Below are 25,865 nucleotides of genomic sequence, written 5' to 3' on the forward strand. Positions count from 1 at the left end.
GAAGGCGTCGGGATACCCGTGGCACGTGGTTCCCTCTCAGGTCGACGACACGCTGCCGGAGCTCGCGCCCCTCGTCCACGCGGTGCGGGCTCGGAGGCCCGATGCGGGTACCTGGTGCGAGGCGTGGACCGTGCGGGACATCCTCGTTCATCGGACGGGCAATGCCGAGGAACTGGCACGTGTGCTGCAAGCGTTCCGCGCGGGCTCACCGGTGGAGACGCGAAGGTTCGACCCGCGCGAGGCCCCCTGTCGACGGATGTCGGACTCCGATCTCTGGGAGGCGTTCATGAGCCGCTGCCAACATCTCACCGAGATCGCCGCGGCCGCCGCACAGGACCTGTCACCCGACACCGAGGTGATGTGGACCGGCCGGAGTGTGAAGGTTCCCTTCTTCGCGGAGCACATGCGCGAGGAACTGATCCTGCATCGCTGGGACCTGAGCGGTGACGACCGGACAGCGGTGGAGGCGCTCACCGAGCCATGGATGACCGAGCACAGCGTGGTGTCCGTCGGCCGGCCGTTGCCGGTCTTGATCTGGGGCCCGGGGAAAGGGTCGAGGGCCGCCTGCGCACGCCGGGTACGGACGACATCGCGGTGACCGCCGGCCCCGAGGGCAGCAGCATCCGCCTCACCGCCCCCGTTGGCCCCGCCACCATCGAGAGCATCGAGAGCGACGCGGCCACCCGTGTCCTGCTTCTCTGGGGACGACGCCTCCGCCGACCCGTGACGCTGGCACAGCTCAGCCGGCCCGGAAACCCTGCGCCGGGTACGAACCCTCCTGGGCGGCTGCTGAGTTCGGGCGAGGCCGAGCCGCCGGGCGGGCGGGGCTCACGGGATACGCCGGGTCGCCTTCACCCGTACGGGCCGGTTCCGATGTCAGGGGCGGGGGCAAACAGGGGTCGTCCCTCCCCATCCGTGAACGACTGCCCCGGAGGCATCCGTGCCCGACATGAACGGCCCCTACGAACCCGGCACTCCCTGCTGGATCGACCTCATGGTCCCCGATCAGCAGGCGGCCCTCGACTTCTACCGCGACCTCTTCGGCTGGCAGGGAGAGATCGGCCCACCGGAGACCGGCGGCTACTCGGTCTGCACGCTCAAGGGCAAGCCGGTGGCCGGGATCATGCGCGCCTCGAATCCCGACGGCTCCGCCCCCGACCCGATGCCTCCGACCGTGTGGACCACGTACCTGTCCACCGACGGCGTCGACGCCACCCTCAAGGCGGTCACCGACGCCGGTGGCAGCGTCATGATGGGCCCGATGGACGTCATGGAGCTCGGACGGATGGCCGTCATCACCGACCCGACGGGTGCCGTCGTCGGCCTCTGGCAGCCCGGTACCTTCGCCGGGGCGGGCATCGTCAACGAGCACGGTGCCTTGATCTGGAACGAGTTGAGCACCGGTGACACCGACGCCGCCGCTCGGTTCTACTCGGCCGTCCTGCCGATCAGCACCGCCCCGTCGACCTTGCCGGGTGCCGAGGGGTACACGGAACTCAAGGTCGCCGATCGCGCGGTAGCCGGGATGATGGACCTCTCCACCCTGCCGGACGGAGTTCCACCGCACTGGCTGCCGTACTTCCACGCCGACGACGTCGACAGCATCCAGGCGGCCACGGTACGGGCGGGCGGCAGCGTCAAGGCGCCGGCTTTCGACATGGCGGCCGGCCGGATGGCCGTCCTCGCCGACCCCCAGGGCGGCACCTTCGCGGTGATCACTGCGAGCTCTCCGGAACAGCCTGCCTGAGCACGCGTGGCTCGCTGCCCCGATCGCCGGACCGGGGCAGCGAGCCCTCCCCCCCCCCGGCTGATACCGCCCTTTGCTGACGACCCCTCAGGTCGTACTCGTCGCCGCGAAGCCCCGCTACGCCCTGACGCGCCGGGCGACGGCCACGCCCCAGGGGATGCCGAGCAGAACCAGCAGACCGAGCCCGAGTGGAAGGGGGCCGGTCGAGCCGCGCCGAGGGCGAGGCTCACGGCAGCAGCCCTGGCACTGGTGCGGGCGAGCGGGCGGTACAGTGCCCGGTCCTCGCGCCAGGCACGCAGAGTGGTGGCCAGCACCATGGTGATGGAAGAGCACCACCGGCTCGCCGGGGCGCGCATCGCGGCGTACATGTGCCCCCAACGGGGGCCGTTCCATGGGGAGTTCGCCTGTCGTGCACACCGGCCAACAAGGGCCGGCTCAGCCGTTACTCGCCGTTCGTCGAGGGTATGCCTGCGTTTGCTTGTATCGAGGGATGGACCACATCACGTTCGTCGTGGCGGTCGTCATCGTCACGGCACTGGCCTTCGACTTCACGAACGGGTTCCACGACACGGCGAACGCGATGGCCACGTCCATCGCCACCGGTGCGCTGAAGCCCCGGACAGCGGTCCTGATCAGCGGCGTACTCAACGTCGTCGGCGCGTTTCTGTCGACCGAGGTCGCCAAAACGATCTCCGGTGGCATCGTCGACGACTCCCTGGTGTCTCCGGGGATGATCTTCGCCGGACTGGTCGGGGCGATCCTGTGGAACCTGGTGACCTGGCTCGCGGGGCTGCCGTCGAGTTCCTCGCACGCCCTGTTCGGCGGGCTGATCGGGGCGGTCTGGGTCGGCGCGGGCACCGACGGCGTCCACTTCGACAAGGTGGTGGAGAAGGTACTGATCCCGGCCGTCGCCTCGCCTGTCGTCGCGGGCATCGCCGCGCTGATCGCCACCTATCTCGCCTACCGGATCACCCATCGGGCCCGCGAGAACACCGTCACCAAGGGGTTCCGGCTCGGCCAGATCGCCTCGGCCTCCCTCGTCTCCCTCGCGCACGGCACGAATGACGCCCAGAAGACCATGGGCGTCATCACGCTCACCCTCATCTCCGCGGGCGCCCTCGGTCACGACGCGGGCCCGCCCGCATGGGTCATCGCCTGCGCGGGCCTGGCCATCGGCCTCGGCACCTACCTCGGCGGCTGGCGCATCATCCGCACCATGGGCAAGGGCCTCACCGAGATCCAGTCACCGCAGGGCTTCGCCGCCGAGACCGCCTCCACCACCGTCATCCTCACCTCGGCCCACCTGGGCTTCGCCCTGTCCACCACCCAGGTTGCCTCCGGCAGCATCCTCGGCGCCGGGCTGGGCCGCCGTCTGGCGGAGGTCCGCTGGAGTGTGGCCGGCCGCATGGCGGCCTCCTGGCTCATCACGCTGCCCGCCGCTGCGCTCGTCGGCGGCCTGGCCGCGAGCGTCGTCAAGCACGGCGGCACGGCCGGCACCGTGGTGATCGCTCTGGTCGCCGTCGCGCTGGCCGCAGGCATCGTCGCGCTGTCGCGTCGCAACCCGGTCAGCGCCCACAACGTCAACGACCACCACGAGGTCACCGTCCGTGCCCCGGTCCCGACCCAGGTCGGCTCGGCCGCCTGAACCACCGGAGTTCTCGATGCACTTGGACTGGTCCGCGCTCGGCAAGGTCGCCACGGTCAGCGTCGGCGCGACCGTCGCCCTGGTCGTCGTCTTCGCCCTCGGCGTCCTCGGCCTTTCGCAGGTCGGGGCCGTACGCGCGCGGGGCTCCGGCAGCCCGGCCCCCGGCCTCGCCCAGGCAGGCCTCTGCTTCCTCGCCTGCGCGGCCGTGGTCGCGTACGGCATCTATCTGATCGTCCCTCAGTTCCACTGATCCCCGCGCCCTGAGGGGACTTGGCCTGCCGCCCCCGACCGGGCAGGGAAGCTCCTCGCGATCGCCAATGTCGCACGGGCGATCGCAAGGTTCCGCTCACGCGACCAGGCGCAGCCAGGCCTCGGCGAGTGCGGCGTGACCGGCCGGCGTCGGGTGTACGCCGTCCGCGGACCAGTGCTCCGGCCCGGTCGTCGCGGCGAGTGCGGCGAACATGCCGTCGGCGGCGAGGAGATGAGCGCCGTACTTGCCGGCGAGCTCGCGCACGGCCTGGATCTTCGGGTCCAGATCCGTGCGCCATTCCTTTCGCTCTTTCTCTCCGACGAGCGCGGCACCGGCCTCGACGACGCCGGATACCGGCAGGAGGAACGGCTCGATCAGAATCAGCTTCGTGCCCGCCTCGGCGAGGGGCGCGAGCAGGCGGTCATAACCCGCCGCGAATTCCTCGGCGGAGATTACGTATCCCTCCGGGTCCAGCGTGTGCCAGCCCATGTCGTTGACCCCGGCGAGGATCGACACCACGTCCGGGCGGGCGTCGAGCACGTCTGTCTGCCAGCGGGCTTCGAGGTCCATCACCTTGTGGCCTGCGATCCCGGTGTTCAGCCAGGTCACTGCCCGGTCCGGGTGCCGGAGCCCCCACTCGCCCGCGACGCGCAGCGGGTAGCCGAACCCGAGACCGTCCTCGCTCTCCAGCCGTTGGCAGTCGGTGATCGAATCGCCGGTGAACATCACGGTGCTGCCCGGTCGGAGTGTGATCGCCATGTACGCCCCTCGATATCGGATGGAAAGGGAAAACGAATGAGGAATTAGATTTCCGGGCTACCGAACCAATTACCGGCTGCCTGCTCGAATGCTTCGGGATCAGGGGTGCCATCGCCTGCCCAGACGACCACCCCGTCGGGGCGGACGAGCACGGCGCCCAGTCCGAGGTCGTTCCTCGCCGGCCCGGCCGCGTACCGCAGCCGGCTCTCCCGGCCCGTCGCCGAAGCGTGCAGGCGACGGTCGGCGCTGAAATCGAGCACGACGCCTCGTCCGTCCTGCATCAGGTCGCCGAGGCGGGTGCCGTCTTCGAGGCAAAGGTCCGGGGCGTTGCGGCCGACCAGGGGATGCTCGCTGCCGAGGTCGTAGCGGATCGACGATCCCGAGATCCTCTCGAACACGTACGTCGTGCCGTCCCGGGTCCCGAGCAGGTCGCGGAGCACCCCTTGGATCGCCTGGGCATGCGGATCCGGCTTCATGATCGCCACCTGGGCGCGCGACCAGTCGAGCACCCGGGCGCCGATCGGATGGCGCTCCTGGGTGTACGTGTCGAGCAGCCCGTCCGGGGCGTGTCCGTTCACGGTCGCGGCGAGCTTCCAGCCCAGGTTCAGGGCGTCGCCGATGCCGGTGTTGAGTCCCTGGCCGCCGAGGGGCGAGTGGATGTGAGCGGCGTCGCCCGCGAGCAGGACACGTCCGCGCCGGTAGGTCGTCGTCTGCATAGCCCGGTCGGTGAAGCTCGACGCGAGACGCACGTCGCTCACCGTCACGTCGGTGCCGGACACCCGGCGGAGAACCGTCTGGAGATGGTCACGGGTCGGCGGCTGCGAGCGGTCGAACGCGCCGCCGTCGAAGTCCGCCATGCCGATGTGCCCGTCGGCGGGCATCCGTACGTACATGCCCGTCGGCGTCAGGTTGATCCCGGGGTTCAGCTTCTCGGAATCGACGATGGTGGCGTGCATGGTGTAACCGGTGAACTGCGGCTCGGTGCCGACGAATTCGAACCCGGCGAGCCTACGCACCGCACTGCGTCCGCCGTCACAGCCGACGACCCAGCGCGCCGCGTACTCCTGCTCACCGGCGTGCACGAGCACGCCCTCGTCGTGTGACGCGAGGGCGTCCACGGTGACGCCGCGCCTGATCTCCACGCCCAGCTTGGCCGCCCGCTCGGACAGCACCGACTCGACCGCGTCGAGGCTGATCAGCATGAAGCCCGGTGCCGGGGTGGGCAGCCGGTACGGCAGGGCGGTGACGTCGATGTCGGCCGCATCGAGCACCATGCCGGCGAAGTGGCCTGCCATGCGCGGGGGTGACGGCTCGTCAGTGTCGGAATCCGCGTCGGGCTCGTCGCTGATGGTCGCGGCCGCCATCAGCGGATGCAGCACTCCCCGGCGGTAGAAGCCGACGACCGACGCGCCGGACAGGCCCCGCATGCCGAGCGGTTCGGCCCGCCACGGGGAACCGGGCTCCGGTTCCCGCTCGAGTACCAGGACAGAGCAGCCGGCGAGCCCGAGTTCGCAGGCGAGGAACAGACCGACCGGCCCGGCTCCCACGATCACTACGTCATGCACGAGAGATCCCCTTCCCAATCCCACCGCCGGGATGGGCACCCGGCAGGACCTCTCAAAAGCTGCCAGGCCTCACCGACATCGGACCTACAGTCCCCCGACACGCCACCGACAGCGGACCGGCAGCGCCGATGAACCCGACGCCGAGGCAGGACGAAGCCGTCGACGGCCGTCAACCGGGGCACCCGCGCGGTGAGCAGCGCGAACGGACGGCTCAAGGGACACCAAGGGCAGGACCGGAGCGCTCCCCCTTGTCATCGTTCGGCCGGCGCAGCCGTATCCGGCAACCCGCGCGGGCCGGACTCCAGGTCGCAGACCACTCCGAAATGGTCGGACGGCCAGAGTGAACCGCGAGCGGTGAGGTGCGGTGTGGTGAACGCCAACTCGGCGTGCGCTGCCCGGAGTCCGGCCGTGAGGATGTAGTCGATACGCCGCGCAGGTTCGCGGGCTTTGCGCGCATGCCTGTTGGCGGGTGTGTACGTGTGGCCCGGACCGCGGCCGCCGCACGCCCACGCGTCCTCCATGCGGCTGGTCAGCCACCGGATCTCGTCCGTGTCCGGGGCGGCGTTGAGGTCGCCCAGAAGAACGACGTCGCGTCCGGCGGCGAGTTCCGCGAGGAATCGCACCTGCTGTTGCCTGATGTGCGCGTACTCCCATTCCCAGGTCACATGCGTGACGAGCACGGTCGTCGAGGAGCCCACCTCGGCACACAGCACCGACCTGGGCTCGACGCCCGGCGTCGGCAGCGGGAGCACCTCGTACCGCGCGACGGGTGCCCGGCTGAGCAGAGCATTGCCCTGGGTGGCGCGATTGCGTGCCGTGCGGGCCGGCGCGTAGGTGACGTGATAGCCCAGGGCATCGGCGATCTGTTCCGCCTGGCACCGCGAGCCCATGCGCCACACCTCCTGCAGACCGACAAAGTCAGGAGCGAGCCGTACGAGTTCGTCCCTGACCAGGGGCAGCCGCCGACGCCAGGCCGAGCCCCGTCCCCAGATATTGAGAGTGACAGCACGAGCCATGTTCACCACCCCACCGTACGCGGGGCTGAACCACCACCGGCCGCCGGCCGAATCCGCACGCCGCGGCGGACACGGGTTCCTGCGGCCGCCAGTCCTCCGGTTCCTTCAGAGCCAGCAACTTGATCACGGCCCCGCTGCGCCCGAAGTCCAGCCCGCCGGCCGACCTCGGACCGGTGTCGAACTCCCCCTGGCCGCGCCGGGCGTGGGCTGCCAGACTGCGGCGGTGGACATTCGGGGGGATGATCGGCTTGGCCTGCAGCCGTTCGCGTTACGGCCGGTCGCGTTGGTGGCCGCCGTTCTCTTCGCGGTACTGGTCGCACTGTCCGGGCGCTACGGCTTCCACCGCGACGAGCTGTACTTCCTGCTCGCCGGCCGGCATCCGGCCTGGGGCTACGTCGACCAGCCGCCGCTGACCCCCTTGCTCGCCCGGGCCGGGACCGCCGTCTTCGGTGCGAGCCCGACGGGGCTGCGGATCGTACCCGCGCTGCTCTCCGCATGCTCCGTGGTGCTGACCGCACTGCTGGCCCGGGAACTGGGAGCCGGCCGGGGCGGGCAGATGCTCGCCGCCGCGTGCTGTGCCTGCTCGGGGTACGTCCTGGCCATTGGCCACTTGCTGTCCACCAGCACCTTCGATCTGACCGCCGAACTGGGCGTTCTGCTCCTCACGCTCCGGCTGCTGCGGACCCGCGACAGCCGCTGGTGGCCGGCCCTGGGCGCGGTGATCGGGGTGACGCTGCTGGACAAGCAGCTCGTCCTCTCGCTGCTCCTCGCACTGCTGGCGGGTCTGCTCGCCGCCCGCCCCTGGCACGAGACCATGCGGCGCCCCCGGCCCGCCGACGCACGGCTGCTGCTCGGCCCCCTGCTCGCACTCCTCCTCGCGCTCCTCATCAGCGCACCCACGCTCTGGTGGCAGGCCACGCACGGCTGGCCCGAGCTGAAGGTGGCCGGGGTGCTCAGCCACGTCGACGGCGTGTCGGGACGGCTGCTGTTCCTGCCGCTCCAACTGCTCCAGTTCTCCCCGATCCTGGTTCCGGTCGCGGTCGTTGGCCTGCGTCGGCTGCTCCGCGACGATGAGCTGCGCTGGGCCCGGCCGGTAGCCCTCGCCTACCCGGTCCTCTGCGTCCTGGTGCTCGTCGGCGGTGGCAAGCCGTACTACCCGCTTCCGCTTCTGCTCGCCGTGACGGCGGCCGGCTGCGAACCCGTCGTCCGCCGTGCCCGCCGGTCCTGGCGCACCCTCACGCCCCTCCTTCTCCTGGCGGCGGCGACCAGCGCCCTGGCCGCCCTGCCAGTACTGCCGGTCTCGGCGGTCGCCGTGACCAACGCCGTCGACATCGACCAGGGCGAGCAGGTGGGCTGGCCCCCGTTCACGCGTGCCGTCGCAGCCGCCTGGACGTCGGTCCCCACCGCACAGCGTGCCCAAGCCACCCTGCTCACGTCGAACTACGGCGAGGCGGGCGCCCTCGCCCGTTACGGCACCGCGTACGGACTGCCCACCGCCTACTCCGGCCACATGAGCCTGTACGAATGGGGCCCGCCCCCGGACAGCGACGACGGCCCCGTTCTCCTCGTCGAGCAGGCCGACGGACAACACCGCCTGGAACAGCCCTTCAGCGACTGCCACACCGTCACACGAATCGACAACGGACTCGGCATCGACAACCAAGAACAGCACGCGGAGGTGGTGCTGTGCACTGGTGCGCACCGACCCTGGTCCGCCCTCTGGCCGTCACTGCGCGAGTACTGACTCTCCGTCAGGAACTCGGGCGGGGCCGGTCGGCCGCCGATCCGCGAGCCCTCGCATACATCCGTCGGCCAGCAGCGCCCGCGCAGAATGGACAGTCCGTGCACGTCGCAACCCACGAGTCGAGGAACGGACATGAGCGACGATCGTATAGCCAGGTGCCGCTGTGGCCACCTGTGGACGGTCCACATGGAGGGCCACTGTGAGGGCGGGCACGGCGAGGACGACAGGGACGGCCGCTGCAAGTGCCGGGGTTTTTATCCCGACGACTGGCGCTCCAACACCACCGATACGTGCCGCGGATGTGGCCATCGCAAATCTCAGCACTCTGGAGTGAGCTGCCACGCCGGCATCGGCCAAGACACCGTGACCGAACGCCACTTCGGCGTCGAAGGCGATACATGGACCACAGAGGGCACGGTAACCATCTTCTGCTCCTGCCAGAGCTTTTGGTGAGTGAGCCTCCGCTATCCGGAGTATCCGGTTCAAGTCACCATCGAGTCCTGGCAGTTGTGACATCTGCGGGGCAACCCGGGTTCCTTGCGTCCCGTGTACAGAGGTGTGCAGCACATAGCTGCGCACCGCACGGAGTCCGGCCAGGGCATGCCGACGTCCGGTGGAGTCACACACAGACAGAAACGCAGACTGAAACGGAGAATCCCGCCATGGCTGTTCGTCGTCGTACGATCCCGCTCGCTCTCGTCACCGCCGGCGCGGCGCTGACCCTGGCTGCCTGCGGAGGCGGCTCGGGCGACGCGGCCGCCGGCCCTTCCACCGCCGACGCGACCCCGGGCACCGCCACGGCAACGGCCACACCGGGATCCGGCGGCTCGGGCGGCGCCAAGACCGGCGGCGGGGGCGGATCGTCCTCCGGAACCACGGGCGGGACCGCCGGCACCAAGACCGGAGGCAGGGACGCCACCAGCGACTCCTACGCGTACAAGCACCTGTGCGCAGCCGATCAGCTCGCGGTCAGCACGAAGGAGCTCGACTCGAACCCGGACCAGTACGTCATCTCCGTGACCAATCACGGCAAGGCCGCCTGCGGCCTGTCCTCGTACTACCCCAGGGTCGACCTGGGCCCGAAGAACGCGGCGGACCGCTCCCACAACATCCACCCGCTCGTACCCGGCGGGCTGGGTGGCGCCCCCGCCGTGCCGGTCTACGCGGGGCGTACCGTCTACGCGGTACTCGACGTCGATCCCAACGGTGCCAAGGGCAGCAACGGCGGCATCGACGAGATCAACGTCCTTGCGGACACGCGCTTCCCGAACGCCGACACGCACAACTTCCCGATGAACGAGGGAGCCACCGTCGTCCAGCACCCCAAGCTGGGCCTGTACCGCGACAGCATCAGTGATGCGGTCAGCAGCATGCGCACGGCGGACACCAACGGCAGCTGAAGCGCCCGGCCCACCGTCACCCCGGCCGTCGTTGCCCTCTGGGCCGGCTGCTCCGTGGCGGACGCTTCCGGATGTCAGGCCTGCACCGTGGGCCGGACGACGATCTCGCTGATGTCGATGCCGGCGGGCTGCTCGATCGCGTAACCGATCGCGGATGCGATGGCGGAGGGCGGGATGGCGATCTCATCGCGCTGTCGGACGATCGCCGCCGCGGCTTCGGGACTCCCTCCCTTGCCCACGCCCTCGGTGTTGGTGAATCCCGGTGAGACGAGGGTGACACGCAGGTGGGGTCCCGACTCCTGCCGCAGGCCCTCGGTCAGCACCTTCACCGCCGTCTTGGTGGCCGCGTACACGCCCTGCGGGGACTTCACGACGTAGGCCGCGGTGGAGGCAACGTTGACGAACTGGCCGGAGCGCTGCCGTCGAAAGATGGGAAGTGCGGCCCCGATGCCGTTCAGCAAGCCGGTGACGTGCGTGGCGACCATGGCGTCCCAGTCGTCCTGGCGCAGCTCGTCGAACGGTGACACCGCCATCGTGCCGGCATTGGAGACCAGGACGTCGAGCCGGCCGAACCGGTCGACCGCCATGTCCGTAAGACGCTTGAGATCCTCGCGGCGTGTCACGTCGATGACGGCCCCGACGGCCGAGCCGCCCTTCGCCGTGATCTGGTCCACCACCGCGTTCAGCCGCTCCTCCCGTCGAGCCCCGAGCACGAGCCGGGCACCTTTTTCGGCGAGGTAGGTCGCCGTCGCCGCTCCGATGCCACTGCTGGCACCTGTGATCGCTACGACCTTGCCCGCGACACCCGACATGATCAACCCTCCAAGATGGATGTAGGCAGGTCAGAGCCTGACCCGCAGCAAAAGTGGGGGCGCCACCACTTACGCCAGGCTAAGCGGACACCCCTCCGCTTAGCAAGGATGTGCGACCGGGGAAGGGAATGGGCGACCGCTGATGGGCGGAGTGGACGGAGCGAACCGAAGGGCACAAGCCCATTGCGAGCCGACGCACGGCGCAACAGAGACAAGAGCCTCACGGCCGCGGTGCGCGTGCCGGCCAAGGAGGGAGTGGACGCGCGCCTGGAGCCCATCGCCAAAGAGGCGGGCGTCGGCAGCACACCCCTGTACCGCAGCGGGGCCGACGGCTCGATGACCGGCACGGCCCACGACGTCAACCGCTTCTTCAGCGCCCTGGCCAGCGGGCGCCTGCTCAAGCCCGCCGATCTCGCCGCCATGCAGACCACAGTGCCGGTGCCACCCGACAGCGGCGAACCGGCAGGCACTCGGGACGGCCTGGGGCTGTTCGTCAACTCCCTTTCCCGCGACGGCAGTTACCTGGGCCGCGGAGGCAGCGGCTTCGGATACGTCATCCGCACCGCGCCCACCACAGACGGCCGACGCGGCATCACCGTCTCCGCACACACCCGCCCGGCGGACCCACAGACCGCAGCCCGCCGGGAAGACACCCTGCGCAGCCTCGTCGACCACGCTCTGTGCCACACCGCTTGAACCTGCACTCGGCCCGGTGAAGCACATGGGGGGGGCTCGGCGTCCACTGCCAGGCGACCGTGCCCGTCGCAGCAATCCGCCCCGCCGGATCAGATCCAGCGGGGCGGATTCCGACACGGGCCCGCACCATTGGGGCTCGCGCCTAGGGCCACGAGGCGGCCGACACGGCGTCAGCCGCGCAGCACGCGGCCCTCCTTGTCGGTGCGGTCGTTGCTGACGAGGTAGATGATCCCGTCGATCAGCGCCCAGATTCCGAGCCCACCACAGGTGAGCAGCTGAGCGATACCCACGCCAACAGAACCGGCGTAGAAGCGGCCAATGCCCAGCGTGCCGAGGAAGAGCTGGAGGATTCCGGCGACGATCTTCGACTTGTCCGAGTACGGACGGCCCTGGGGGTCGTAGCCGAAGGGAGCGGCGGGGCCGGAGGGGACGGTCATGGTGGTGCTCCTGGAGAAGGGTGTGGCAAGGCCGGGCGGACTGCCCGGACGGCACAGGGAGGAACCTCGCTCATAGCGCACTGACCCCTATTTACGGCAGCCGCTGGCTACCGCGGGCTGCCCCCTGCACATAATGATCATAACCCACCCAAAGGGGGCATAAGGACGTGAGTCCAGCGGCCCGAAGCGGGTCGGGGCGGCCGCTCCCCTGCCTGCGATCCATTACCGGCCCCGGTATCTCAGGTGACGTTGCGCAGGACCGCCCAGGCCACCGCCCCGAGCAGGATCGTCACTTGGAGAGCCGGGGCGATCTCCGGTCGCCAGGACCGGCCCCTCAGCCCCTCCAGCGTCCAGCGGCCCCACAGCGCGAGCGCGAACGGCGCGACGAGCAACAGGGCCCGGTTGTCCAGCCAGGCCTCGGCGAGGTGACCGTGCATCAGGTCGTACGTCATGCGGGTGCCGCCACAGGCCGGGCAGAGCAGTCCGGTGACGAGCCGGAACGGGCAGGCGGGCAGCAGGTGTCCGGCTTCGTGGGGGTCGGTGCCCCACAGGTACCAGGCCCCTGCGACGCCGGCGACAAGCACCGCCAGGGGGGCCACCGCAGGACGCCGGGCCAGGCGGCCCGGCGTCGACATCGACCGGACCGGGTCAGCCACGCAGGATCCGGCCCTGGTCGTCCGTGCGGTCGTCGCCGACGAGGTACATGATGCCGTCGATCAGTGCCCAGATTCCGAGCCCACCACAGGTGAGCAGCTGAGCGATACCCACACCGACAGAACCGGCGTAGAAACGGCCAATGCCCAGGCTGCCCACGGCAAGCTGAAGGATTCCCGCGACGATCTTCGACTTGTCCGAGTACGGGCGGCCGTAAGGGTCGTAGCCGTAGGGCGCGTTGGGGTCGCCGGTATAGAAGCCGGGCGGCGGCCGGTACCCCGACGCCTGCTGGTAGCCACCCTGCGGGTAGCCATGGGGACCGGCCTGGCCGGGCGCGCCGGGGTTCTGGTTCGGGTAGCCGTGACCGGGCGGCTGGAAAGGCGGCTGCGGCTGCTCGCTCACAGTGGCGTCACTCCTGAAATTTACGGAAAGATGCCAATCTTATCGCAGAACTTGGTTGACAAGTGGGCAAGGGTGCCGAGTATCGCTGTCTCCATGCGATCGGCCCGCCAGGCCGGGGGGCCGTTTTGCGAGCCTCTCGGCTGGGGGCAGCTCCGCGGTGGTGACGGCCGGAACCGGCGCCACCGCCATGGGAGTTGAAGCGTGGCACTGCTCGGCCGGGGAGGCATGGGCGAGGTCCGACTGGGGCGGGACTCTTCGGTGCTGCGGCGCGATGTGGCCGTCAAGGTGATGCCGTCCCCACCTGTGCGGCGGCGGTGCGGCGTTTCCAACGGGAGGCGTCCACCCTCACGGGGCTCCAGCATCCCGGGATCCCCGTAGTGCACGACGCCGGTGAGCACGACGGGTTGCTGTTCATCGTCATGGAACTGCTGCGTCATGGAACTGCTGCGTGGTCGCGATCCGGCCCGTCGGCAGCGACCTACGAGCGGCCCTCGCCTTCAGTCCCGACGGCCGAACCCTGCCCGACACCGGGGAGGACCGGGTGATCCGCCTGCGGAACGTACGGATCCTCTAGCGGCCGCGGTCTCGGGCCACTGCTCGGCGCGTCTTCAACGGGAGTACACCGCAACGCCGTTGGAGACCGCGCGTTCCGCGCCGTGGTCGAGGGCATTGCGCACCACGATGTGGCCGGTGCGGTCCCGGGTCGCCAAGGTGGCTGATCCGCCGCCGTCCAGATAGGCGCCCGTATCACATCCCAAGGTGGCCAGAAGACGGGCGAGCTCGCTCACGGTCAGGCCGCTGGACGTTCCTTCCCTGCCGTCCGTCGACAGCAGGCGCATCACGTGGCCGCCCCGCGCGGCCCCGACGGCCGAACGCGGTTCGGCAACCGCCGTGTCAAGGCCAGGAAAGGGCCGGCCGTGCTCGACGATCGAGTGGGCACCCAGAGCGAAGGTGAACGGTGTGCGGCTGCTGGAGGCCAGGTGGTAGTCCACCCTCACAGCCGTACCCAGGGCCAGCGCGCGCAGGGCTTGCGCTCCGCCCTCGCGGCCCAGCAGGACGACGCTGTCCGCCGGGATCTGCCCGGACCCGGGTGTCGACGAGGCGGAGCGGACGATGCCGCGGCGGACCGTGACCTCGTAGGCGTCCTGGGTGCAGGGTGCAGCCCGGTTGTTGTCGGTGCCGCAGACGGCGCGGGCGCGGGACGTGGCGCCCCAGCTCGGAGTGAAGAGCCCGATGGAACCGACGGGGAGGGCGTACTGATTGAGGCCGCGCAGGGGCAGGGTGTCGTGGCCTGCGGTGCGGATGTGGCCCTGCAGGGTGAGACGGCCGGTGCGGGCGAGGCCGTCGGTGCCGACCCCGAAGACGTCTTCGGTGGAGCCGCCTTGAGGCAGCGGCCAGCCGAATCGCTGCCCGTCGGGAACGGCGGCCTTCAGCGCCCGTCCTGCCCGCACGGCCGGGCCGGAGGTCGCACCGGTCGGCTGCACGCCGGGATGCTGCGACTCCTCGATGTTGAAGAAGTCGCCGTTCACCGCGGCCACCGCTCCCTGTCGCGCAGCCATCACGGACACCTTCTCGCGCGCGGCCACAGCACCCGGGAACAGCAGGCCTGCCCGCACTCCCTGACGGTCCAGATCCACCGTCAGCACATGCACCCGGGCGCTGCCGTGCGACGTAGGCACAGTGAACGCCCGGTATCCGACTCCGGGCGCGACCACCTCCGACACCGGGGCCGCGTCCGCCTGAACGGCCGCGGGCCGCACCGAGGACGGGGCGGAGGCAGAGGCTGACGTCCAGGACGACGCGACACCCACGCCAGCGAACACGAGTACTACCACAGCACCCCTGAGCCTCTTCACCCCACCACCATGCCCGAAGCCGCACCCCCCACACTGCGCACCTTCCGGCCAACCCCACCAACAGCCCCAAAGAGCAACCCATTTGATGTGCAATCAGCTATCCATCGCCCGGAGGCGGCGCGCCGGGCCGGGCTCAGGAGGAGGGCGCCTGTCGCTCTGGCTGCCAGCCACTCATCGAGTCGGCCAGCCTGTCCGATCCGGCCTTGTCGTGGCGGCCGCGCAGCGCCGAGGCGGCTGCGCCGACCAGGGCCATCGCCGCGGCGACAGTGAAGACGGTGACGAGGCCGTGCTGGAAGGCCCCGGAGACCAGCTGGGGGAAGAAGCGCGTACCGGTCAGGGTCTGCACGCTGTGGGCGGGCAGCGTGTGCAGTACGCCGCTGGGGCCGAGCAGGTGGCTGATGGGTTTGTTGCCGAGGAACGTGGCGAACAGCGTGCTCACCGGCGGCAGTCCGGCCACCTGCGCGGCGGTCCCGGCGGGCACGCCCTGGGCCTGCAAGCCGCTGTTCAGCGCGTGCGGGAGCGCCCGGCCAGGCCGGAGATCATCAGCGAGAAGCACACCCCGATCGACAGTGCGGTAGCCGAGTTCTGGAACGTCGAGCGCATGCCGGAGGCCGCTCCGCGCTGCTCGGGCGGCACAGTGCCCATGATCGACGAGGTGTTGGGGGCGCAGAACATGCCCTGACCGAGCCCGCTGAGCAACAACTGAGCCGCGAAGGCGGGGTAGGGGAAGTCGACCGGCAGGGCGAGCAGTCCGACGAACGCGGCGGCCACGAGGAGCAGCCCGGCGGTGGAGAACAGCCGCGTACCGAAGCGGTCCGACAGGTAGCCGGAGGTCGGGCCCCCGATGAGGAAGCCGATGGTCAGCGGCAGCATGAAGATGCCGGCCCACAACGGCGTACGTTCGAAGTCGTAGCCGTGCAGCGGCAGCCAGACGCCCTGCAACCAGATGATCAGCATGAACTGCATGCCGCCACGGGCGATCGCGGTCAGGAGCGAGGCCAGGTTCCCGGCGGCGAAGGCACGGATACGGAACAGGCCGAGCTGGAACATCGGCTCGGCGATCCGCGTCTCCGCGATGCAGAACGCGGCGAGCAGCACGACCCCGGCGCCCAGCCCGCCGAGCCCCCAGGGGTTGGTCCAGGCGGTCGACCGGCCGCCGTAGGGCTGGATGCCGTAGGTGATCGCGGCAAGGAGCGCGCCGGCGCCCGCGGTGAAGGTGAGGTTGCCGATCCAGTCGATGCGGCCCGGCTTGCGGGAGCCGATCTCACGCAGGCTGCGGTACGACCAGAAGGTGCCGACCACCCCGATCGGCACGCTGACCCAGAACACGGCGCGCCAGTCGATGGTGGCGATCAGCACGCCCATCGTCGTGGTGTTGGACAGCGCGACCCACTTGTAGCGCCCGACCGGGGCGAGTTCGGCGGCCCCGGTCGGGCGCCGGGCGTTCACAACCGCTCCCCGAGCCGGTCGAGCAGCGCCAGCATCGCGAGGAGTTCGCGTCGTTCGGCGGGGGTGAACTCCTCGTCGATGGCAGCGGCCATGCGCTGCACGGATACGGAGCGCCGGTCGGCCGTCATCTTGCGGCCCGCGTCCGTGACCGTGATCACCGCGCGGCCACCCCCTCCAGTTCGGCGAGCGCCCCCGGAGAATCGGGGCCGTACGAGTCAAGGCGGGCCGGCACGGACGACTCCGAGAGAGTCCGGCCCCCCACCACTGTCAGTGCGGTCAGTGGTGTTGAGTCATGTGGGCGAGGGTCTGGGCAGCGCTGTCGGGGGCGAAGGCGCCCTCGATTCCCTCGGCGGCTCCTGCGGCCGCTTCAGTGGAGCGAGGGAAGAGAAGGTCCTCGTAGGCGCGGACAGCGTCGTCGATGGCTGTGTTGTCGATGAGGGCGCGGGCGAGGTCGGCGCCGTCGAGCATGGCGAGGTTGGCGCCCATGCCGGAGAACGGCGACATGAGGTGGGCGGCGTCGCCGAGGAGGGTGAGGCCGGGGGTGTGCTGCCAGGTGTGGGGGACGGGCAGGGCGTACAGCGGCCGGTTGATGTAACCGGTGTCGGTGTCGGTGATGAAGCCGAGCAGATCGCCGCTCCAGCCGGTGAACTCCTTGAGCAGCGCTTCGCGTACGGCAGCGGCGTCGGCCAGGTCGAGGCCGGCTTTCCGGTGCCAGTCCTCGTCGGTGCGCATGCCGACGTAGGCGCGGATGTGCTGGTGGCTGTTGCGCTGGGCGACGAAGCCCTGGTTGTTGTCGAGGGCCATCATGGTGCCGTCGCCGGTGAGGGCGGCGAGTGCGGGGTGGCGGATGTCGGCGTCGTCGAGACCGGTCTCGACGAAGGTGACACCGGTGTAGACGGGTGTCGCGTCGGACAGCAGGCGGCGGACTTTCGACCAGGCACCGTCGGCTCCGATGACGAGGTCGGCCTCGGTGGTGGTGCCGTCGGCGAAGTGCAGACGGTGGACACCGTCGGCAAGGGGTTCGGCGTGGGTGAGCTTGTGGCTCCAGCGCACGGTGTCGGGCTTCAGCGAATCCAGCAGGAGGTCGCGGAGCCGGCCCCGGTCGATTTCAGGGTTGCCGTCTTCGGTGTCGGCCTCGGGCGGGACGACGTCGAACAGGACGCGTCCATCGCGGCCGACCAGGCGCATCTGCTGGCCTTCGGGGCGGGCCAACTCCAGGAACTCCCGCAGCAGTCCGGCTTCGCGCAGGGCGCTCTGGCCGGAGTCGGGGTGCATGTCGAGGGTGCCGCCCTGGTTGCGGGCGGTGCGGGAGGCGTCCTGGTCGTGGACCGTGGCGGTGATGCCGTACTGCTGGAGGATGCGGGCGCAGATCAGGCCGCCGGGGCCGGCGCCGATGATCGCGATGCGGGACGCGGTGGAGCTGGTCATGGTGGTGCTCCGCTCTGAGGGGACGCTCTGGATGGCAGAAGAAGGGATGCGCGGAAGCCGAAGTACCGGGCCACCCGCCATCCCAGAAGAGCACACTCGATCTAAAAGTGCAATCAGTCAACTTTTTCATCCGCCCAACCGAAGCGGATGAAAACACGGTTGCCCCTCCCGCCCGAGGCACGGCAACAGGAGCGGCCATTAACACGGTTCATCACCTGATGTCGGAGATCCGTGGGCGAGCAGACACGCTGGGCCTGAAGTTCCGTTTCGCCCGGAGATGCTCGGCTCCATCCCCGATGATGGGGACCGCCCGGGGCAAACCCTCAAGTAACGCTGGGAGTACGCATATGACGGTGGAAGCCGGCGCATGGCAGGAGGAGCGCGTCGCGGGGCGGGTGTGGACGGTGCGTCTGGATCCGTACGGCCGCCCTTCCGCCGGCACGGTGAAGCTTTCCTGCTCCCGTCCGACCTGCGCCGATCAGCGCTTCCCCGACGGAGCCGCCGCCGGGCGCAAGGCCGCGGTCGGTCACGTCAACATGCACCTCGCCCACATCCGCGCGGGCGGTGGGCCGCGTGGTGAGGCCTGGTGCGCCTGCCGCGCCGCCGACTGCGCATGGCACACCCCCGACCCCGAAGCCGGACGGCGGGGCGGGGCACGGCCGGTGGCGGGGTCGGTGCGGTGCGGGGGCCCGGTGGTCCTGACGGTGTACGCGGACCGCACCGGGCGGCTGTGGCGGATCGCGGAGATGTGCGCGCGGTGCGCGGCCGCCACCCTCGACTGCCGCACACTGGACACCGCCCCGCCACCCGCTCGGCCGGGCCGGGCCGCGGACAAGCCGGCCCCGGAGCCGGAGCGGGAACCGGCAGACAGCACAGCGAGGGCCGGTGACAGCGTGGCGGCGCTGTTCTCCGACCACCTCCCCTCCCCCGCCGACGGCAACTCGTCTGCCCCGGTCGCCGGGCCGACGTCGGTCCCGCGCGCCCGCGCCGCCATCCCGGCCACGGCGTCCGGGCGGGGGAAACAGTGGGGGAAGATCGCGCAGCGGACCGTGCCGCGCGACCTTCAGCCCGACGTCCTGCGCAATGAACTCATCGAACTGGGCGACGCGTTCCGCGCCTATCAGCGCCGCACCGAACCCGACCCAGCCCTCCTCGCCGAGCTCCACGAGCGCAAGGCCCGGGCGTTCGCCCAGTGGGCCGACGTCAGTGGCGACGGCTCCTTGCGCGAAGAAGCGAAGCGCGCCGAGAAGGCCGCGCAGACCACCCGCGAGATGCAGAACAACCGCGTCGGCCGGATCATCGGCGGCACGGGGAGCGGCGACGAGCCCGTAGTGGAGCGGTTGCTGACCCAGAAACAGGCCGTGCACGCCCGCATCGCGCTGGAGTACGTCGAAGCCCACGCTCCACACCCCGAGGCCGAGGTGCGCCTCGCGGTACTCATGCTCACCCTGCGCGCCGCGCGCGCCGGCACCGGGAATGTCACCGGGCAGGACCTCACCGGCTGGCTGCAAGGCGATGCCGAGCACGTGCTGGACCAGCTGGTCGCGGCCGGCTGGCTGCGCCTGCCCGGCACGGTCACCGAAGCACTGGCCTCCCAGCCCGAAAACCCCACCGCCATCACCGTTCCCACCCTGCTGCCCGAGCAGCCCCGCCCGTTCGCCTTCGGCAAGACCACCCGCTCGAAGCTCTCCGGCTGGGCCCAGAAAGCGGTGGCCGACCGGAAGATCCGCAAGAAGAAGCTGGGCGCCCACACCCGGCTCCTCGCGCTGTACACCGCCGCCCACACCAGCCCCGACGGACGGCTCGGACACCCCGGGGACGACGGACTGCCCCTGGACCGGGCCGCCGCGTTCTGCGCCCTGCTCCCCGACCAGGCCGCCGAGCACGCCGAGCTGCTGGTCGCCGCCGACTGGCTCACCGAAGCCGACACCACCGGAGGCAGACTCCGCGGCCGCCTCGCCGAACGCATCCTGCCGCTCGGAGGGTTGCTGTAACCCTTTCACCAGCCGCCAACGCCTCGCTAACGCTACGACTCAACGCCGTTGGCGACGCGTTACCGAAGTACTGACGGGCGTTCAGTTCCGCACCAGTACGTACCAGTTGGCGCCGTTCGGCGACCGCGGCACTTTAGCCGGTCGGCTCCTTCTTGGGTGGGTGATGGGAGAAACTGCTGGGGTAAAAGAGGTGTGAGGTTTCACACGCAGCGGGGAATTGCCTCGCGGCGACTTCCGGCAGACTCTTGCATCCGTCAGGCCCCGCATGCGGCACCCCGAGGTCCACGCAACTCGATCGGTGCGTCGCATGCCGCCCGAGCTTCACACGGCAGCTCCCGCAAGGGAGTTGCCGTCGGGTGAGTTCCTCCCGTGACCAGTAGTTGGGAGGAGTAAGTCAGGGGCACGATTGCGTCCGCGAGGTCACCGTGCGCACACAGCCGGAAGGAAACCGTGTGAGCCCGATCTCGGTCCGGGGATTCGCGGTGGCGTCTGCCACCGCGGTGACCACCGTTGGCGCCGTGGTCGGCGTTGCCGCGGCAGGCCCCGCCGCCGCTTCGAACGACAACGTCGAGGCCACCGCGGCCGATGGCACGCTTCTCGCGGACATACCCGCCGGCCAGCAGGCCCAGGTGCAGACCGCGTCCCTGACGCAGCAGGCGGACGCCCAGTCGGCGCAGGCCGGCGCGGCGGCGAAGAAGTCCGCCGAAGAGGCGGCGCGCCTGCGGGCCGCCCAGGACGCCAAGGCCAAGAAGAGCGCCGCCGACAAAACCAAGGCCGACAAGGACAAGGCGGACAAGGACGCCAAGGCCCGCGACCTGGAGACCCAGTCCGCCAGCCGCTCGACGAGCCGGAGTACTTTCCAGGTCCAGAGCTCGTACTCGGTCTCCGACGTGCAGGCGATCGCCCGTCAGATCATCCCCGCCGACCAGTTCCAGTGCTTCAGCAACATCGTGAACAACGAGTCGAGCTGGAACTACCGGGCCACCAACGGCACGGCCTACGGTCTCGTCCAAGCGCTGCCCGGATCCAAGATGAGCACGGTGGGCTCGGACTGGCAGACCAACCCGGCCACCCAGGTAAAGTGGGGCTTGAACTACATGAACGAGCGGTACGGCAGCCCCTGCGGCGCCTGGTCGTACTGGCAGGCCCACGACTCGTACTAGACCGGCGACCCCAACGGCTCGCCCCGCGGCGGGCGACTTCGCGATGCGCGGGCGTCACTGATCGGTGGAGGGCGGCTCTGCCGAGGCGTGCAGCAACGCAGGCGTGGAAGGACAAGCTGGCCGGAGGGCTCACCATGTCCGCCTCGCAGAGCGGCGACAAGCTGGCGATCCTGGAGCAACTGGCCGTATTCGCCGCACAGTTGGGCATGCAGTGGATCGGTGTGGGCGACATGCCGGGCAACAACTGGAGCGGTGGCACCCGCGACGATGTGAACCGGCTGGGCTCGTGGCTGGGTCTGAGGAACGTACGAGCTCAACTGGCGTGACACGTGAGGGACTTGGAGGCTCGGCCCACCCCAGGCAGGCCGGGCCTCTTCGTCGTCCCGGTCAGTACTCCGCCGCCACGCTCAGCGGCTGACCGCGTCGAGATGCTGGGACAGAGCCTGGTGTCCTTCCGGGGTGGGGTGCAGACCGTCCACGAGGAGATCTGCCTTGCCGTGGAGGGGCTCCCACATGTCGAGGTGGTCGACGTGGTTCTGGGCGCACCAAGTCCGTACGGACTCGCGCAGGGCTTCCGCTCGGTCCCGGGTGAATCGCAGGCCCTCGTAGTCACGGGTACGTGTCTCGTCGACCCACGTCGGTCCCATGACGACGAGGCGTGCGTTGTGGCTCCGGGCCGTGTCGGCCAGCGAGGCGAGGCTGTCCGCGATGTGCGCAAGGCCATCGGGGCGGGCCTGTGGTGCGGCGAGCGGCAGGGCGCTGTCATTGATGCCGGCGGCGACGAGAAGGGTGTCGGGCCGACGGGCGGCAAGGAGCGGGGGCGTCTGCTCGCAGACGTCGATCAGAGTGCTGCCGGGGATGGCCAGGTTGAAGACCCGGTGTTCGGCCTCGTTTTCGGCGATGTGGGTGGCCGCGAGGCGGGCGGCCCAGCCACCCTGTGGGTCGCAGCGTCCGTAGGCGATGCTGTCGCCCACGATGACGACGCGCGCCGCCGGGCGGAGGGGTTTCGCATCCAGGTACGCCCAGGCGCTCTCCCCGGAGGAAAGCACCACCCTGCGGCGGACGTAGTCGTCCACCTCGTAGGCATCGGCGGCTGCGAGGTCCCCGTCCGTGAGGTGGAGGACGGCGCCCTCGACCGTGGCGCCGAGCTTTCGCTCCAGGGTCAGGTGTACGTCGATGCCGCTGGTGGCGATCACCGACTGGTCGGTGATCGGCAGGGGCTTCGTCGTGTGGCCGGCCAGCGACGCGGCAGAACTGGGCACGGGTCGGCCGAAGAGAGCGGTCTGGACTCGCTCGTCCAACAGCGTGCCGAAGGAAAACAGGGTGTGGGGGCGGGACTCGGTCACCGTGAAGCCGTGGCCTTTCTTCTGGAATGATCACCTCAGCCTAACGGCCGAGCCGAACCGGAAGGTGGGCTGAGCTGCCGCAACGCACGACTTGAGCGTGTGTCTTGCCCTCTTGTGCGGTTCGGGGCACGCCCGTTCCGGTGTCCTGTCAGGCTGGAGCGCACGCTATGCATTGAGGGAGCGGAGGGGGCGACTGCATCCAGCGAGCCGGGCGAGGATCTCCTCGGCTCGCTGCCGCTCTCGTACCGGGTGAAGGAGTTGGGGTGTGATTCCTCTGGCTGGAGTCGGCGATGTTCCAGGCCCGATCGCAGGAGGCCGTGTCCATGGGTAGGTCCCGCACGCTCGCCCAGACATACCGACACTTCGGCGAGGTCGACGCCGCCAAGGCATCGCCGTTGTACGAGCGCGTCGCCATCGCCCTGAGTGAGTCCGACGAGGCGCTGCGCGCCATCGAAGCGGCGCCGGCCCGCAAGCGGCACCCCACGATGATCCTCGCCGCGTTGCACGACCTCGCTCTCTCCGGCCGAGCCCCGGAGTTGGCCGCGGCCTACGCCGCCGCGGACGGCGACGCCGCCGCCGGTGCGGCGATCGACACGCTGGTGCGCATGACCGACTCGGTCGTGGACATCGCCGTACGCCGGCAGAGTCGGACCAACGAAGCGGGACGCTGCGCCGTGCTGTACCCGGCCATTGCCGAGGTGGCACGCCGGGTGGGAGCGAACGCGCTTGGGCTGATCGACGTGGGCTGTTCGGCCGGGCTCAATCTCAACGTGGATCGCGTGAGCATCACGTACAGCAACGGGCAATCCCTGGGCGACCCGTCGTCCGCCGTACAGCTGTCGGCTTCGGTGGTGGGAGACCGGCCCATCCCGACGCGGGCGATGCCCGAGGTCGTTGCCCGGGTCGGCGTCGACCCCGATCCGGTCGACGTGACCGACGCGGATGACGCCCGATGGCTGCGAGCCTGCCTGTGGCCGGATCAGCAGGAGCAGGCCGCGAGGCTGGAGGCGGAGATCGCGCTGGCGGCGACGGCTCCTCCCCTTCTGCTGCGAGGGGATGCCGTCGAGCTGATGCCCGATGCCTTTGCCCAGGTACCCACGGACGCACTGCCCGTCGTCACCACGACCTGGGCGCTGTCGCGCTTCCCGCTGGAGAGCCGCCTGCGCTTCCTGCACCGCCTGGATCAAGCGGCCTCCGGCCGGGCAGTGGCGTGGGTGTCGGTGGAGGGGGTCGGCGTCGCGCCGACGGTTCCGACCCTTGGCGATCGCCGCGCCTCGGGCCACAGCATCATCGGCCTGGCAGTGCTCGGCGGGTCGTCTCTGCACACCGAGGCCGTAGGACGCTGCTGGTCGCAGGGCCGCCTGCTGGCGTGGCTGGCGGACTCCTAGGGGGGTGTACGGCGGGAGCTCACCCGTCGGCCCGTACGGCGCGGTAAGGAGGCCTACGCGCCGCGTCACTCCAGCAGGCCGCGCCAGCGGTCGGCCGAGGCCACCATGTCCTCGATGACTCGCTCCAGGAACGTCCCCACCTTGGCCAGCCGCTGCCCCACGGGCGTGTCGAGGCCGAGCGTCTCGGCCGCCGCCATCGCGGCCTGAGCCGACTGGAGCGTGAGCCGTGAGCTGATCACGATCGAGCGGTACCAGGCGTCGTCGTCGACCACGTAGATGTCGCGACGCCGCTGCGGGTCGCGCTCGCGCCGGACATATCCCTGCTGCACAAGGAAGTTCACGGCGACGGAGACGGAGGCCGGGCTGACCTTCAGCCTGCGGGTGAGCTCCGCCGCCGTACGCCTGCCGTCCTCGGACAGCAACAAGTCGACGTGTACGCGAGCCGTCATCCTCGGCAGCCCCGATCTGACGGCCAGCTCGATGATCTCCTCTTCCATCGTGCCGCCCGGGGCGCCGGCCGCACGCGAGGGTGCCGGTGTGCCACGCCGCGCCCGCTTGGCCGTCGCCCGGTGCGCCTGCTCGTGCCGGTAGCCGCGGGCACCGCCGTTGCGTGCGACCTCCCGGCTGATCGTCGAGGTCGGCCGGTCGAGCCGCCTGGCGATCTCGGCATAGGAAAGCCCGTCGGCGAGTCCGGCCGCGATGCGCTGGCGTTCCTGCTGGGTCAACCGTCCTCCTGGCATGCCGCCAGTATTGCCTTCGCCCTCACTCATTGCAACGCCGCATTGCATTCGGCCTCAGCGTCATTGCATCAATTTACCGCCGTCTACCTGCTAATTGGCCATTCATGAGATTGATGGCGATCCAAAGGCAACGTAGCATTCAGAATACGTCAAACACGTGCTGTCGCGAGATGAGGAACGGCCATGAGTGAATCCCTCCACACCGTCACGACACTGCCGACGGAGCGTCGGCCCGGCTGTCCCTTCGATCCGCCCGCAGAGCTGACCGAGGCCCGCCGGCACGGGCCCATCAGCCGCTACACCCACCCCGGCGGAAAACCCGGCTGGCTCATCACGGGCTACGAACTGGTCAGGTCGGTGCTTGCCGACCCCCGGTTCAGCTCGCGCAAAGAGCTCCTGAACGTGGTCGACTTCGAGATCCCGCCGGCGCCGCCCGGCGAATTCCTCCTCATGGACGAACCACAGCACGGTCGCTACCGGAAGCCGCTGGTGGGCAAGTTCACCGCACGGCGCATGCGACTGCTCACCGAACGCATCGAGCAGATCACCACCGACTGCCTGGACGCCATGGAGAAGGCCGGGCCGCCGACGGACCTCGTGACCGCGTTCGCCAAGCCCATCCCCACCATCATCATCTGCGAGCTGCTGGGGGTCCCGTACGAGGACCGGGACTCCTTCCAGGAACAGATCGACAAGTTCATGAACGGAGAGACGAATGACGAGGACCTGATAGCGGCCTACACCGCGACCCAGAGCTACCTCGCACAACTGGTGGCCGCCAAGCGCGCGAACCCCACCGACGACGTGCTCAGCGAACTCACCGACAGCGACCTGAGCGACGAGGAGTTGCAGGGGATCAGCCTGATCCTGCTCGCGGCCGGGTTCGACACCACTGCCAACATGTTGTCCCTCGGGACGTTCGCGCTGCTGCAGAACCCTGAGCAACTGGCCGCGCTGCGCGCCGATCCCGCGCTCACCGACCGGGCCGTGGAGGAGTTGCTGCGGTATCTGAGCGTCGCCAAGTCGTTCATGAGGACGGCCCTGGTGGACGTCGAAGTGGGCGGCCAGACCATCGAGGCCGGCACGACGGTCGTCCTCTCGTACAACACCGCCAACCGCGACCCCGAGCGCTTCACCGACCCGCACGTGCTCGACCTCGGGAGGCGGGACGGTGCGAACCTGGCGTTCGGCCACGGCATCCACCTGTGCCTGGGCCAGCAGCTGGCCCGCGTCGAGATGCGGGTCGCGTTCTCCGCGCTGCTCGACCGCTTCCCCACACTGCGCCTGGCCGTACCGGCCGAAGAGGTCGGCCTGCGCCCGGAGACCGCGGACATCTACGGGGTGAAGAGCCTCCCGGTCACCTGGGACAAGTGA

General features: G+C 70.0%; 25 protein-coding genes and 1 pseudogene. 13 read left to right on the plus strand and 13 right to left on the minus strand.

Going from position 1 to position 25,865, the window contains the following annotated elements; translation table 11 throughout:
- Positions 1-25 precede the first annotated feature (25 nt).
- The 4 genes from ACSHXC_RS01300 to ACSHXC_RS01315 all read left to right on the plus strand — a co-directional run bounded on the left by ACSHXC_RS01300 (position 26) and on the right by ACSHXC_RS01315 (position 3,642).
- Positions 26-598: a maleylpyruvate isomerase N-terminal domain-containing protein gene (locus tag ACSHXC_RS01300; protein WP_438289723.1), complete on the plus strand. Its 573-nt coding sequence runs from the start codon at positions 26-28 to the stop codon at positions 596-598.
- A 351-nt stretch (positions 599-949) separates the two neighbouring features.
- Entirely contained in the window at positions 950-1,747 is a 798-nt protein-coding gene (locus ACSHXC_RS01305; RefSeq protein ID WP_438296380.1) for a VOC family protein, read from the plus strand.
- A 490-nt stretch (positions 1,748-2,237) separates the two neighbouring features.
- The gene (locus tag ACSHXC_RS01310; RefSeq protein ID WP_438289724.1) at positions 2,238-3,392 is read left to right on the plus strand and encodes an anion permease; all 1,155 of its coding nucleotides are present in this window, start codon (positions 2,238-2,240) and stop codon (positions 3,390-3,392) included.
- 16 nt (positions 3,393-3,408) lie between these two features.
- Positions 3,409-3,642, plus strand: coding sequence for a hypothetical protein (locus ACSHXC_RS01315; RefSeq protein WP_438289725.1), 234 nt, complete (start codon positions 3,409-3,411; stop codon positions 3,640-3,642).
- Positions 3,643-3,738: 96 nt separating this feature from the next.
- Here ACSHXC_RS01315 and ACSHXC_RS01320 read toward each other — a convergent pair whose 3' ends face one another.
- The 3 genes from ACSHXC_RS01320 to ACSHXC_RS01330 all read right to left on the minus strand — a co-directional run bounded on the left by ACSHXC_RS01320 (position 3,739) and on the right by ACSHXC_RS01330 (position 6,982).
- Positions 3,739-4,401, minus strand: coding sequence for an SGNH/GDSL hydrolase family protein (locus ACSHXC_RS01320; protein ID WP_438289726.1), 663 nt, complete (start codon positions 4,399-4,401; stop codon positions 3,739-3,741).
- A gap of 44 nt (positions 4,402-4,445) precedes the next feature.
- Positions 4,446-5,966 (minus strand): FAD-dependent oxidoreductase, encoded by a 1,521-nt coding sequence (locus tag ACSHXC_RS01325; protein ID WP_438289727.1) that lies wholly within the window; start codon positions 5,964-5,966, stop codon positions 4,446-4,448.
- 251 nt (positions 5,967-6,217) lie between these two features.
- Positions 6,218-6,982, minus strand: a complete 765-nt coding sequence (locus tag ACSHXC_RS01330; RefSeq protein WP_438289728.1) for an endonuclease/exonuclease/phosphatase family protein — start codon at positions 6,980-6,982, stop codon at positions 6,218-6,220.
- 286 nt (positions 6,983-7,268) lie between these two features.
- Here ACSHXC_RS01330 and ACSHXC_RS01335 point away from each other — a divergent pair, with 286 nt between their 5' ends.
- Both ACSHXC_RS01335 and ACSHXC_RS01340 read left to right on the plus strand, forming a co-directional pair.
- Positions 7,269-8,726 carry an ArnT family glycosyltransferase gene (locus ACSHXC_RS01335; protein WP_438289729.1) on the plus strand — a complete coding sequence of 486 codons (1,458 nt, stop codon included), beginning with the start codon at positions 7,269-7,271 and terminating at the stop codon, positions 8,724-8,726.
- A gap of 662 nt (positions 8,727-9,388) precedes the next feature.
- Positions 9,389-10,126, plus strand: a complete 738-nt coding sequence (locus ACSHXC_RS01340; protein WP_438289730.1) for a DUF4232 domain-containing protein — start codon at positions 9,389-9,391, stop codon at positions 10,124-10,126.
- Positions 10,127-10,200: 74 nt separating this feature from the next.
- Here the strand turns inward: ACSHXC_RS01340 and ACSHXC_RS01345 are convergent, their stop codons facing one another.
- Positions 10,201-10,938: an SDR family oxidoreductase gene (locus ACSHXC_RS01345; RefSeq protein ID WP_438289731.1), complete on the minus strand. Its 738-nt coding sequence runs from the start codon at positions 10,936-10,938 to the stop codon at positions 10,201-10,203.
- Positions 10,939-11,121: 183 nt separating this feature from the next.
- Between ACSHXC_RS01345 and ACSHXC_RS01350 the strand changes: the two genes are divergently transcribed.
- Complete coding sequence (locus ACSHXC_RS01350; RefSeq protein ID WP_438289732.1) at positions 11,122-11,634, plus strand: serine hydrolase; 513 nt, start codon at positions 11,122-11,124, stop codon at positions 11,632-11,634.
- Between the two features lie 170 nt (positions 11,635-11,804).
- Here the strand turns inward: ACSHXC_RS01350 and ACSHXC_RS01355 are convergent, their stop codons facing one another.
- The 3 genes from ACSHXC_RS01355 to ACSHXC_RS01365 form a co-directional block, all read right to left on the minus strand.
- The gene (locus tag ACSHXC_RS01355; RefSeq protein WP_438289733.1) at positions 11,805-12,071 is read right to left on the minus strand and encodes a TM2 domain-containing protein; all 267 of its coding nucleotides are present in this window, start codon (positions 12,069-12,071) and stop codon (positions 11,805-11,807) included.
- A gap of 239 nt (positions 12,072-12,310) precedes the next feature.
- Positions 12,311-12,706 (minus strand): DUF2752 domain-containing protein, encoded by a 396-nt coding sequence (locus tag ACSHXC_RS01360; protein ID WP_438296382.1) that lies wholly within the window; start codon positions 12,704-12,706, stop codon positions 12,311-12,313.
- A 13-nt stretch (positions 12,707-12,719) separates the two neighbouring features.
- Positions 12,720-13,127, minus strand: coding sequence for a TM2 domain-containing protein (locus ACSHXC_RS01365; protein WP_438289734.1), 408 nt, complete (start codon positions 13,125-13,127; stop codon positions 12,720-12,722).
- A gap of 448 nt (positions 13,128-13,575) precedes the next feature.
- Between ACSHXC_RS01365 and ACSHXC_RS01370 the strand changes: the two genes are divergently transcribed.
- Positions 13,576-13,701, plus strand: a complete 126-nt coding sequence (locus ACSHXC_RS01370) for a hypothetical protein (protein ID WP_438289735.1) — start codon at positions 13,576-13,578, stop codon at positions 13,699-13,701.
- A gap of 34 nt (positions 13,702-13,735) precedes the next feature.
- On the opposite strand, the gene ACSHXC_RS01375 is transcribed toward ACSHXC_RS01370, so the two are convergent.
- From ACSHXC_RS01375 to ACSHXC_RS01390, 4 genes and pseudogenes are all read right to left on the minus strand, one after another.
- On the minus strand, positions 13,736-14,686 hold the full coding sequence (locus ACSHXC_RS01375; protein ID WP_438289736.1) for a phosphodiester glycosidase family protein: 951 nt from the start codon (positions 14,684-14,686) through the stop codon (positions 13,736-13,738).
- A 430-nt stretch (positions 14,687-15,116) separates the two neighbouring features.
- Positions 15,117-16,345, minus strand: a pseudogene (locus tag ACSHXC_RS01380) (MFS transporter); the annotation flags it as partial.
- Between the two features lie 83 nt (positions 16,346-16,428).
- Positions 16,429-16,590 carry a hypothetical protein gene (locus ACSHXC_RS01385; RefSeq protein ID WP_438289737.1) on the minus strand — a complete coding sequence of 54 codons (162 nt, stop codon included), beginning with the start codon at positions 16,588-16,590 and terminating at the stop codon, positions 16,429-16,431.
- 118 nt (positions 16,591-16,708) lie between these two features.
- Positions 16,709-17,860: an FAD-dependent oxidoreductase gene (locus ACSHXC_RS01390; protein ID WP_438289738.1), complete on the minus strand. Its 1,152-nt coding sequence runs from the start codon at positions 17,858-17,860 to the stop codon at positions 16,709-16,711.
- Positions 17,861-18,207: 347 nt separating this feature from the next.
- Here ACSHXC_RS01390 and ACSHXC_RS01395 point away from each other — a divergent pair, with 347 nt between their 5' ends.
- The 3 genes from ACSHXC_RS01395 (at position 18,208) to ACSHXC_RS01405 (ending at position 21,343) form a co-directional block, all read left to right on the plus strand.
- The gene (locus ACSHXC_RS01395; protein ID WP_438289739.1) at positions 18,208-19,854 is read left to right on the plus strand and encodes a hypothetical protein; all 1,647 of its coding nucleotides are present in this window, start codon (positions 18,208-18,210) and stop codon (positions 19,852-19,854) included.
- Between the two features lie 452 nt (positions 19,855-20,306).
- Positions 20,307-21,017: a transglycosylase SLT domain-containing protein gene (locus ACSHXC_RS01400; protein WP_438289740.1), complete on the plus strand. Its 711-nt coding sequence runs from the start codon at positions 20,307-20,309 to the stop codon at positions 21,015-21,017.
- 134 nt (positions 21,018-21,151) lie between these two features.
- Positions 21,152-21,343, plus strand: a complete 192-nt coding sequence (locus tag ACSHXC_RS01405; protein WP_438289741.1) for a hypothetical protein — start codon at positions 21,152-21,154, stop codon at positions 21,341-21,343.
- An 81-nt stretch (positions 21,344-21,424) separates the two neighbouring features.
- Here ACSHXC_RS01405 and ACSHXC_RS01410 read toward each other — a convergent pair whose 3' ends face one another.
- Positions 21,425-22,363 carry a GDSL-type esterase/lipase family protein gene (locus ACSHXC_RS01410; protein ID WP_438289742.1) on the minus strand — a complete coding sequence of 313 codons (939 nt, stop codon included), beginning with the start codon at positions 22,361-22,363 and terminating at the stop codon, positions 21,425-21,427.
- A gap of 323 nt (positions 22,364-22,686) precedes the next feature.
- Here ACSHXC_RS01410 and ACSHXC_RS01415 point away from each other — a divergent pair, with 323 nt between their 5' ends.
- Positions 22,687-23,751, plus strand: coding sequence for a DUF2332 domain-containing protein (locus tag ACSHXC_RS01415; protein WP_438289743.1), 1,065 nt, complete (start codon positions 22,687-22,689; stop codon positions 23,749-23,751).
- A 65-nt stretch (positions 23,752-23,816) separates the two neighbouring features.
- On the opposite strand, the gene ACSHXC_RS01420 is transcribed toward ACSHXC_RS01415, so the two are convergent.
- A complete protein-coding gene (locus tag ACSHXC_RS01420) occupies positions 23,817-24,491 on the minus strand; it encodes a helix-turn-helix domain-containing protein (protein WP_438289744.1) in 675 nt (224 codons plus the stop codon).
- A 183-nt stretch (positions 24,492-24,674) separates the two neighbouring features.
- Between ACSHXC_RS01420 and ACSHXC_RS01425 the strand changes: the two genes are divergently transcribed.
- On the plus strand, positions 24,675-25,865 hold the full coding sequence (locus ACSHXC_RS01425) for a cytochrome P450 (protein ID WP_438289745.1): 1,191 nt from the start codon (positions 24,675-24,677) through the stop codon (positions 25,863-25,865).

The sequence above is a fragment of the Streptomyces sp. HUAS TT7 genome (assembly GCF_051550175.1).
Lineage (GTDB): Bacteria > Actinomycetota > Actinomycetes > Streptomycetales > Streptomycetaceae > Streptomyces.

Coding starts and splice junctions, on each gene's coding strand:
- ACSHXC_RS01375 (WP_438289736.1), bottom strand. CDS start 14,686: ATGGCTGCGCGACAGGGAGCGGTGGCCGCGGTGAACGGCGACTTCTTC.
- ACSHXC_RS01320 (WP_438289726.1), bottom strand. CDS start 4,401: ATGGCGATCACACTCCGACCGGGCAGCACCGTGATGTTCACCGGCGAT.
- ACSHXC_RS01425 (WP_438289745.1), top strand. CDS start 24,675: ATGAGTGAATCCCTCCACACCGTCACGACACTGCCGACGGAGCGTCGG.
- ACSHXC_RS01355 (WP_438289733.1), bottom strand. CDS start 12,071: ATGACCGTCCCCTCCGGCCCCGCCGCTCCCTTCGGCTACGACCCCCAG.
- ACSHXC_RS01420 (WP_438289744.1), bottom strand. CDS start 24,491: ATGCCAGGAGGACGGTTGACCCAGCAGGAACGCCAGCGCATCGCGGCC.
- ACSHXC_RS01405 (WP_438289741.1), top strand. CDS start 21,152: ATGTCCGCCTCGCAGAGCGGCGACAAGCTGGCGATCCTGGAGCAACTG.
- ACSHXC_RS01315 (WP_438289725.1), top strand. CDS start 3,409: ATGCACTTGGACTGGTCCGCGCTCGGCAAGGTCGCCACGGTCAGCGTC.
- ACSHXC_RS01390 (WP_438289738.1), bottom strand. CDS start 17,860: ATGACCAGCTCCACCGCGTCCCGCATCGCGATCATCGGCGCCGGCCCC.
- ACSHXC_RS01360 (WP_438296382.1), bottom strand. CDS start 12,706: ATGTCGACGCCGGGCCGCCTGGCCCGGCGTCCTGCGGTGGCCCCCCTG.
- ACSHXC_RS01305 (WP_438296380.1), top strand. CDS start 950: ATGAACGGCCCCTACGAACCCGGCACTCCCTGCTGGATCGACCTCATG.
- ACSHXC_RS01340 (WP_438289730.1), top strand. CDS start 9,389: ATGGCTGTTCGTCGTCGTACGATCCCGCTCGCTCTCGTCACCGCCGGC.
- ACSHXC_RS01345 (WP_438289731.1), bottom strand. CDS start 10,938: ATGTCGGGTGTCGCGGGCAAGGTCGTAGCGATCACAGGTGCCAGCAGT.
- ACSHXC_RS01415 (WP_438289743.1), top strand. CDS start 22,687: ATGGGTAGGTCCCGCACGCTCGCCCAGACATACCGACACTTCGGCGAG.
- ACSHXC_RS01395 (WP_438289739.1), top strand. CDS start 18,208: ATGACGGTGGAAGCCGGCGCATGGCAGGAGGAGCGCGTCGCGGGGCGG.
- ACSHXC_RS01310 (WP_438289724.1), top strand. CDS start 2,238: ATGGACCACATCACGTTCGTCGTGGCGGTCGTCATCGTCACGGCACTG.
- ACSHXC_RS01330 (WP_438289728.1), bottom strand. CDS start 6,982: ATGGCTCGTGCTGTCACTCTCAATATCTGGGGACGGGGCTCGGCCTGG.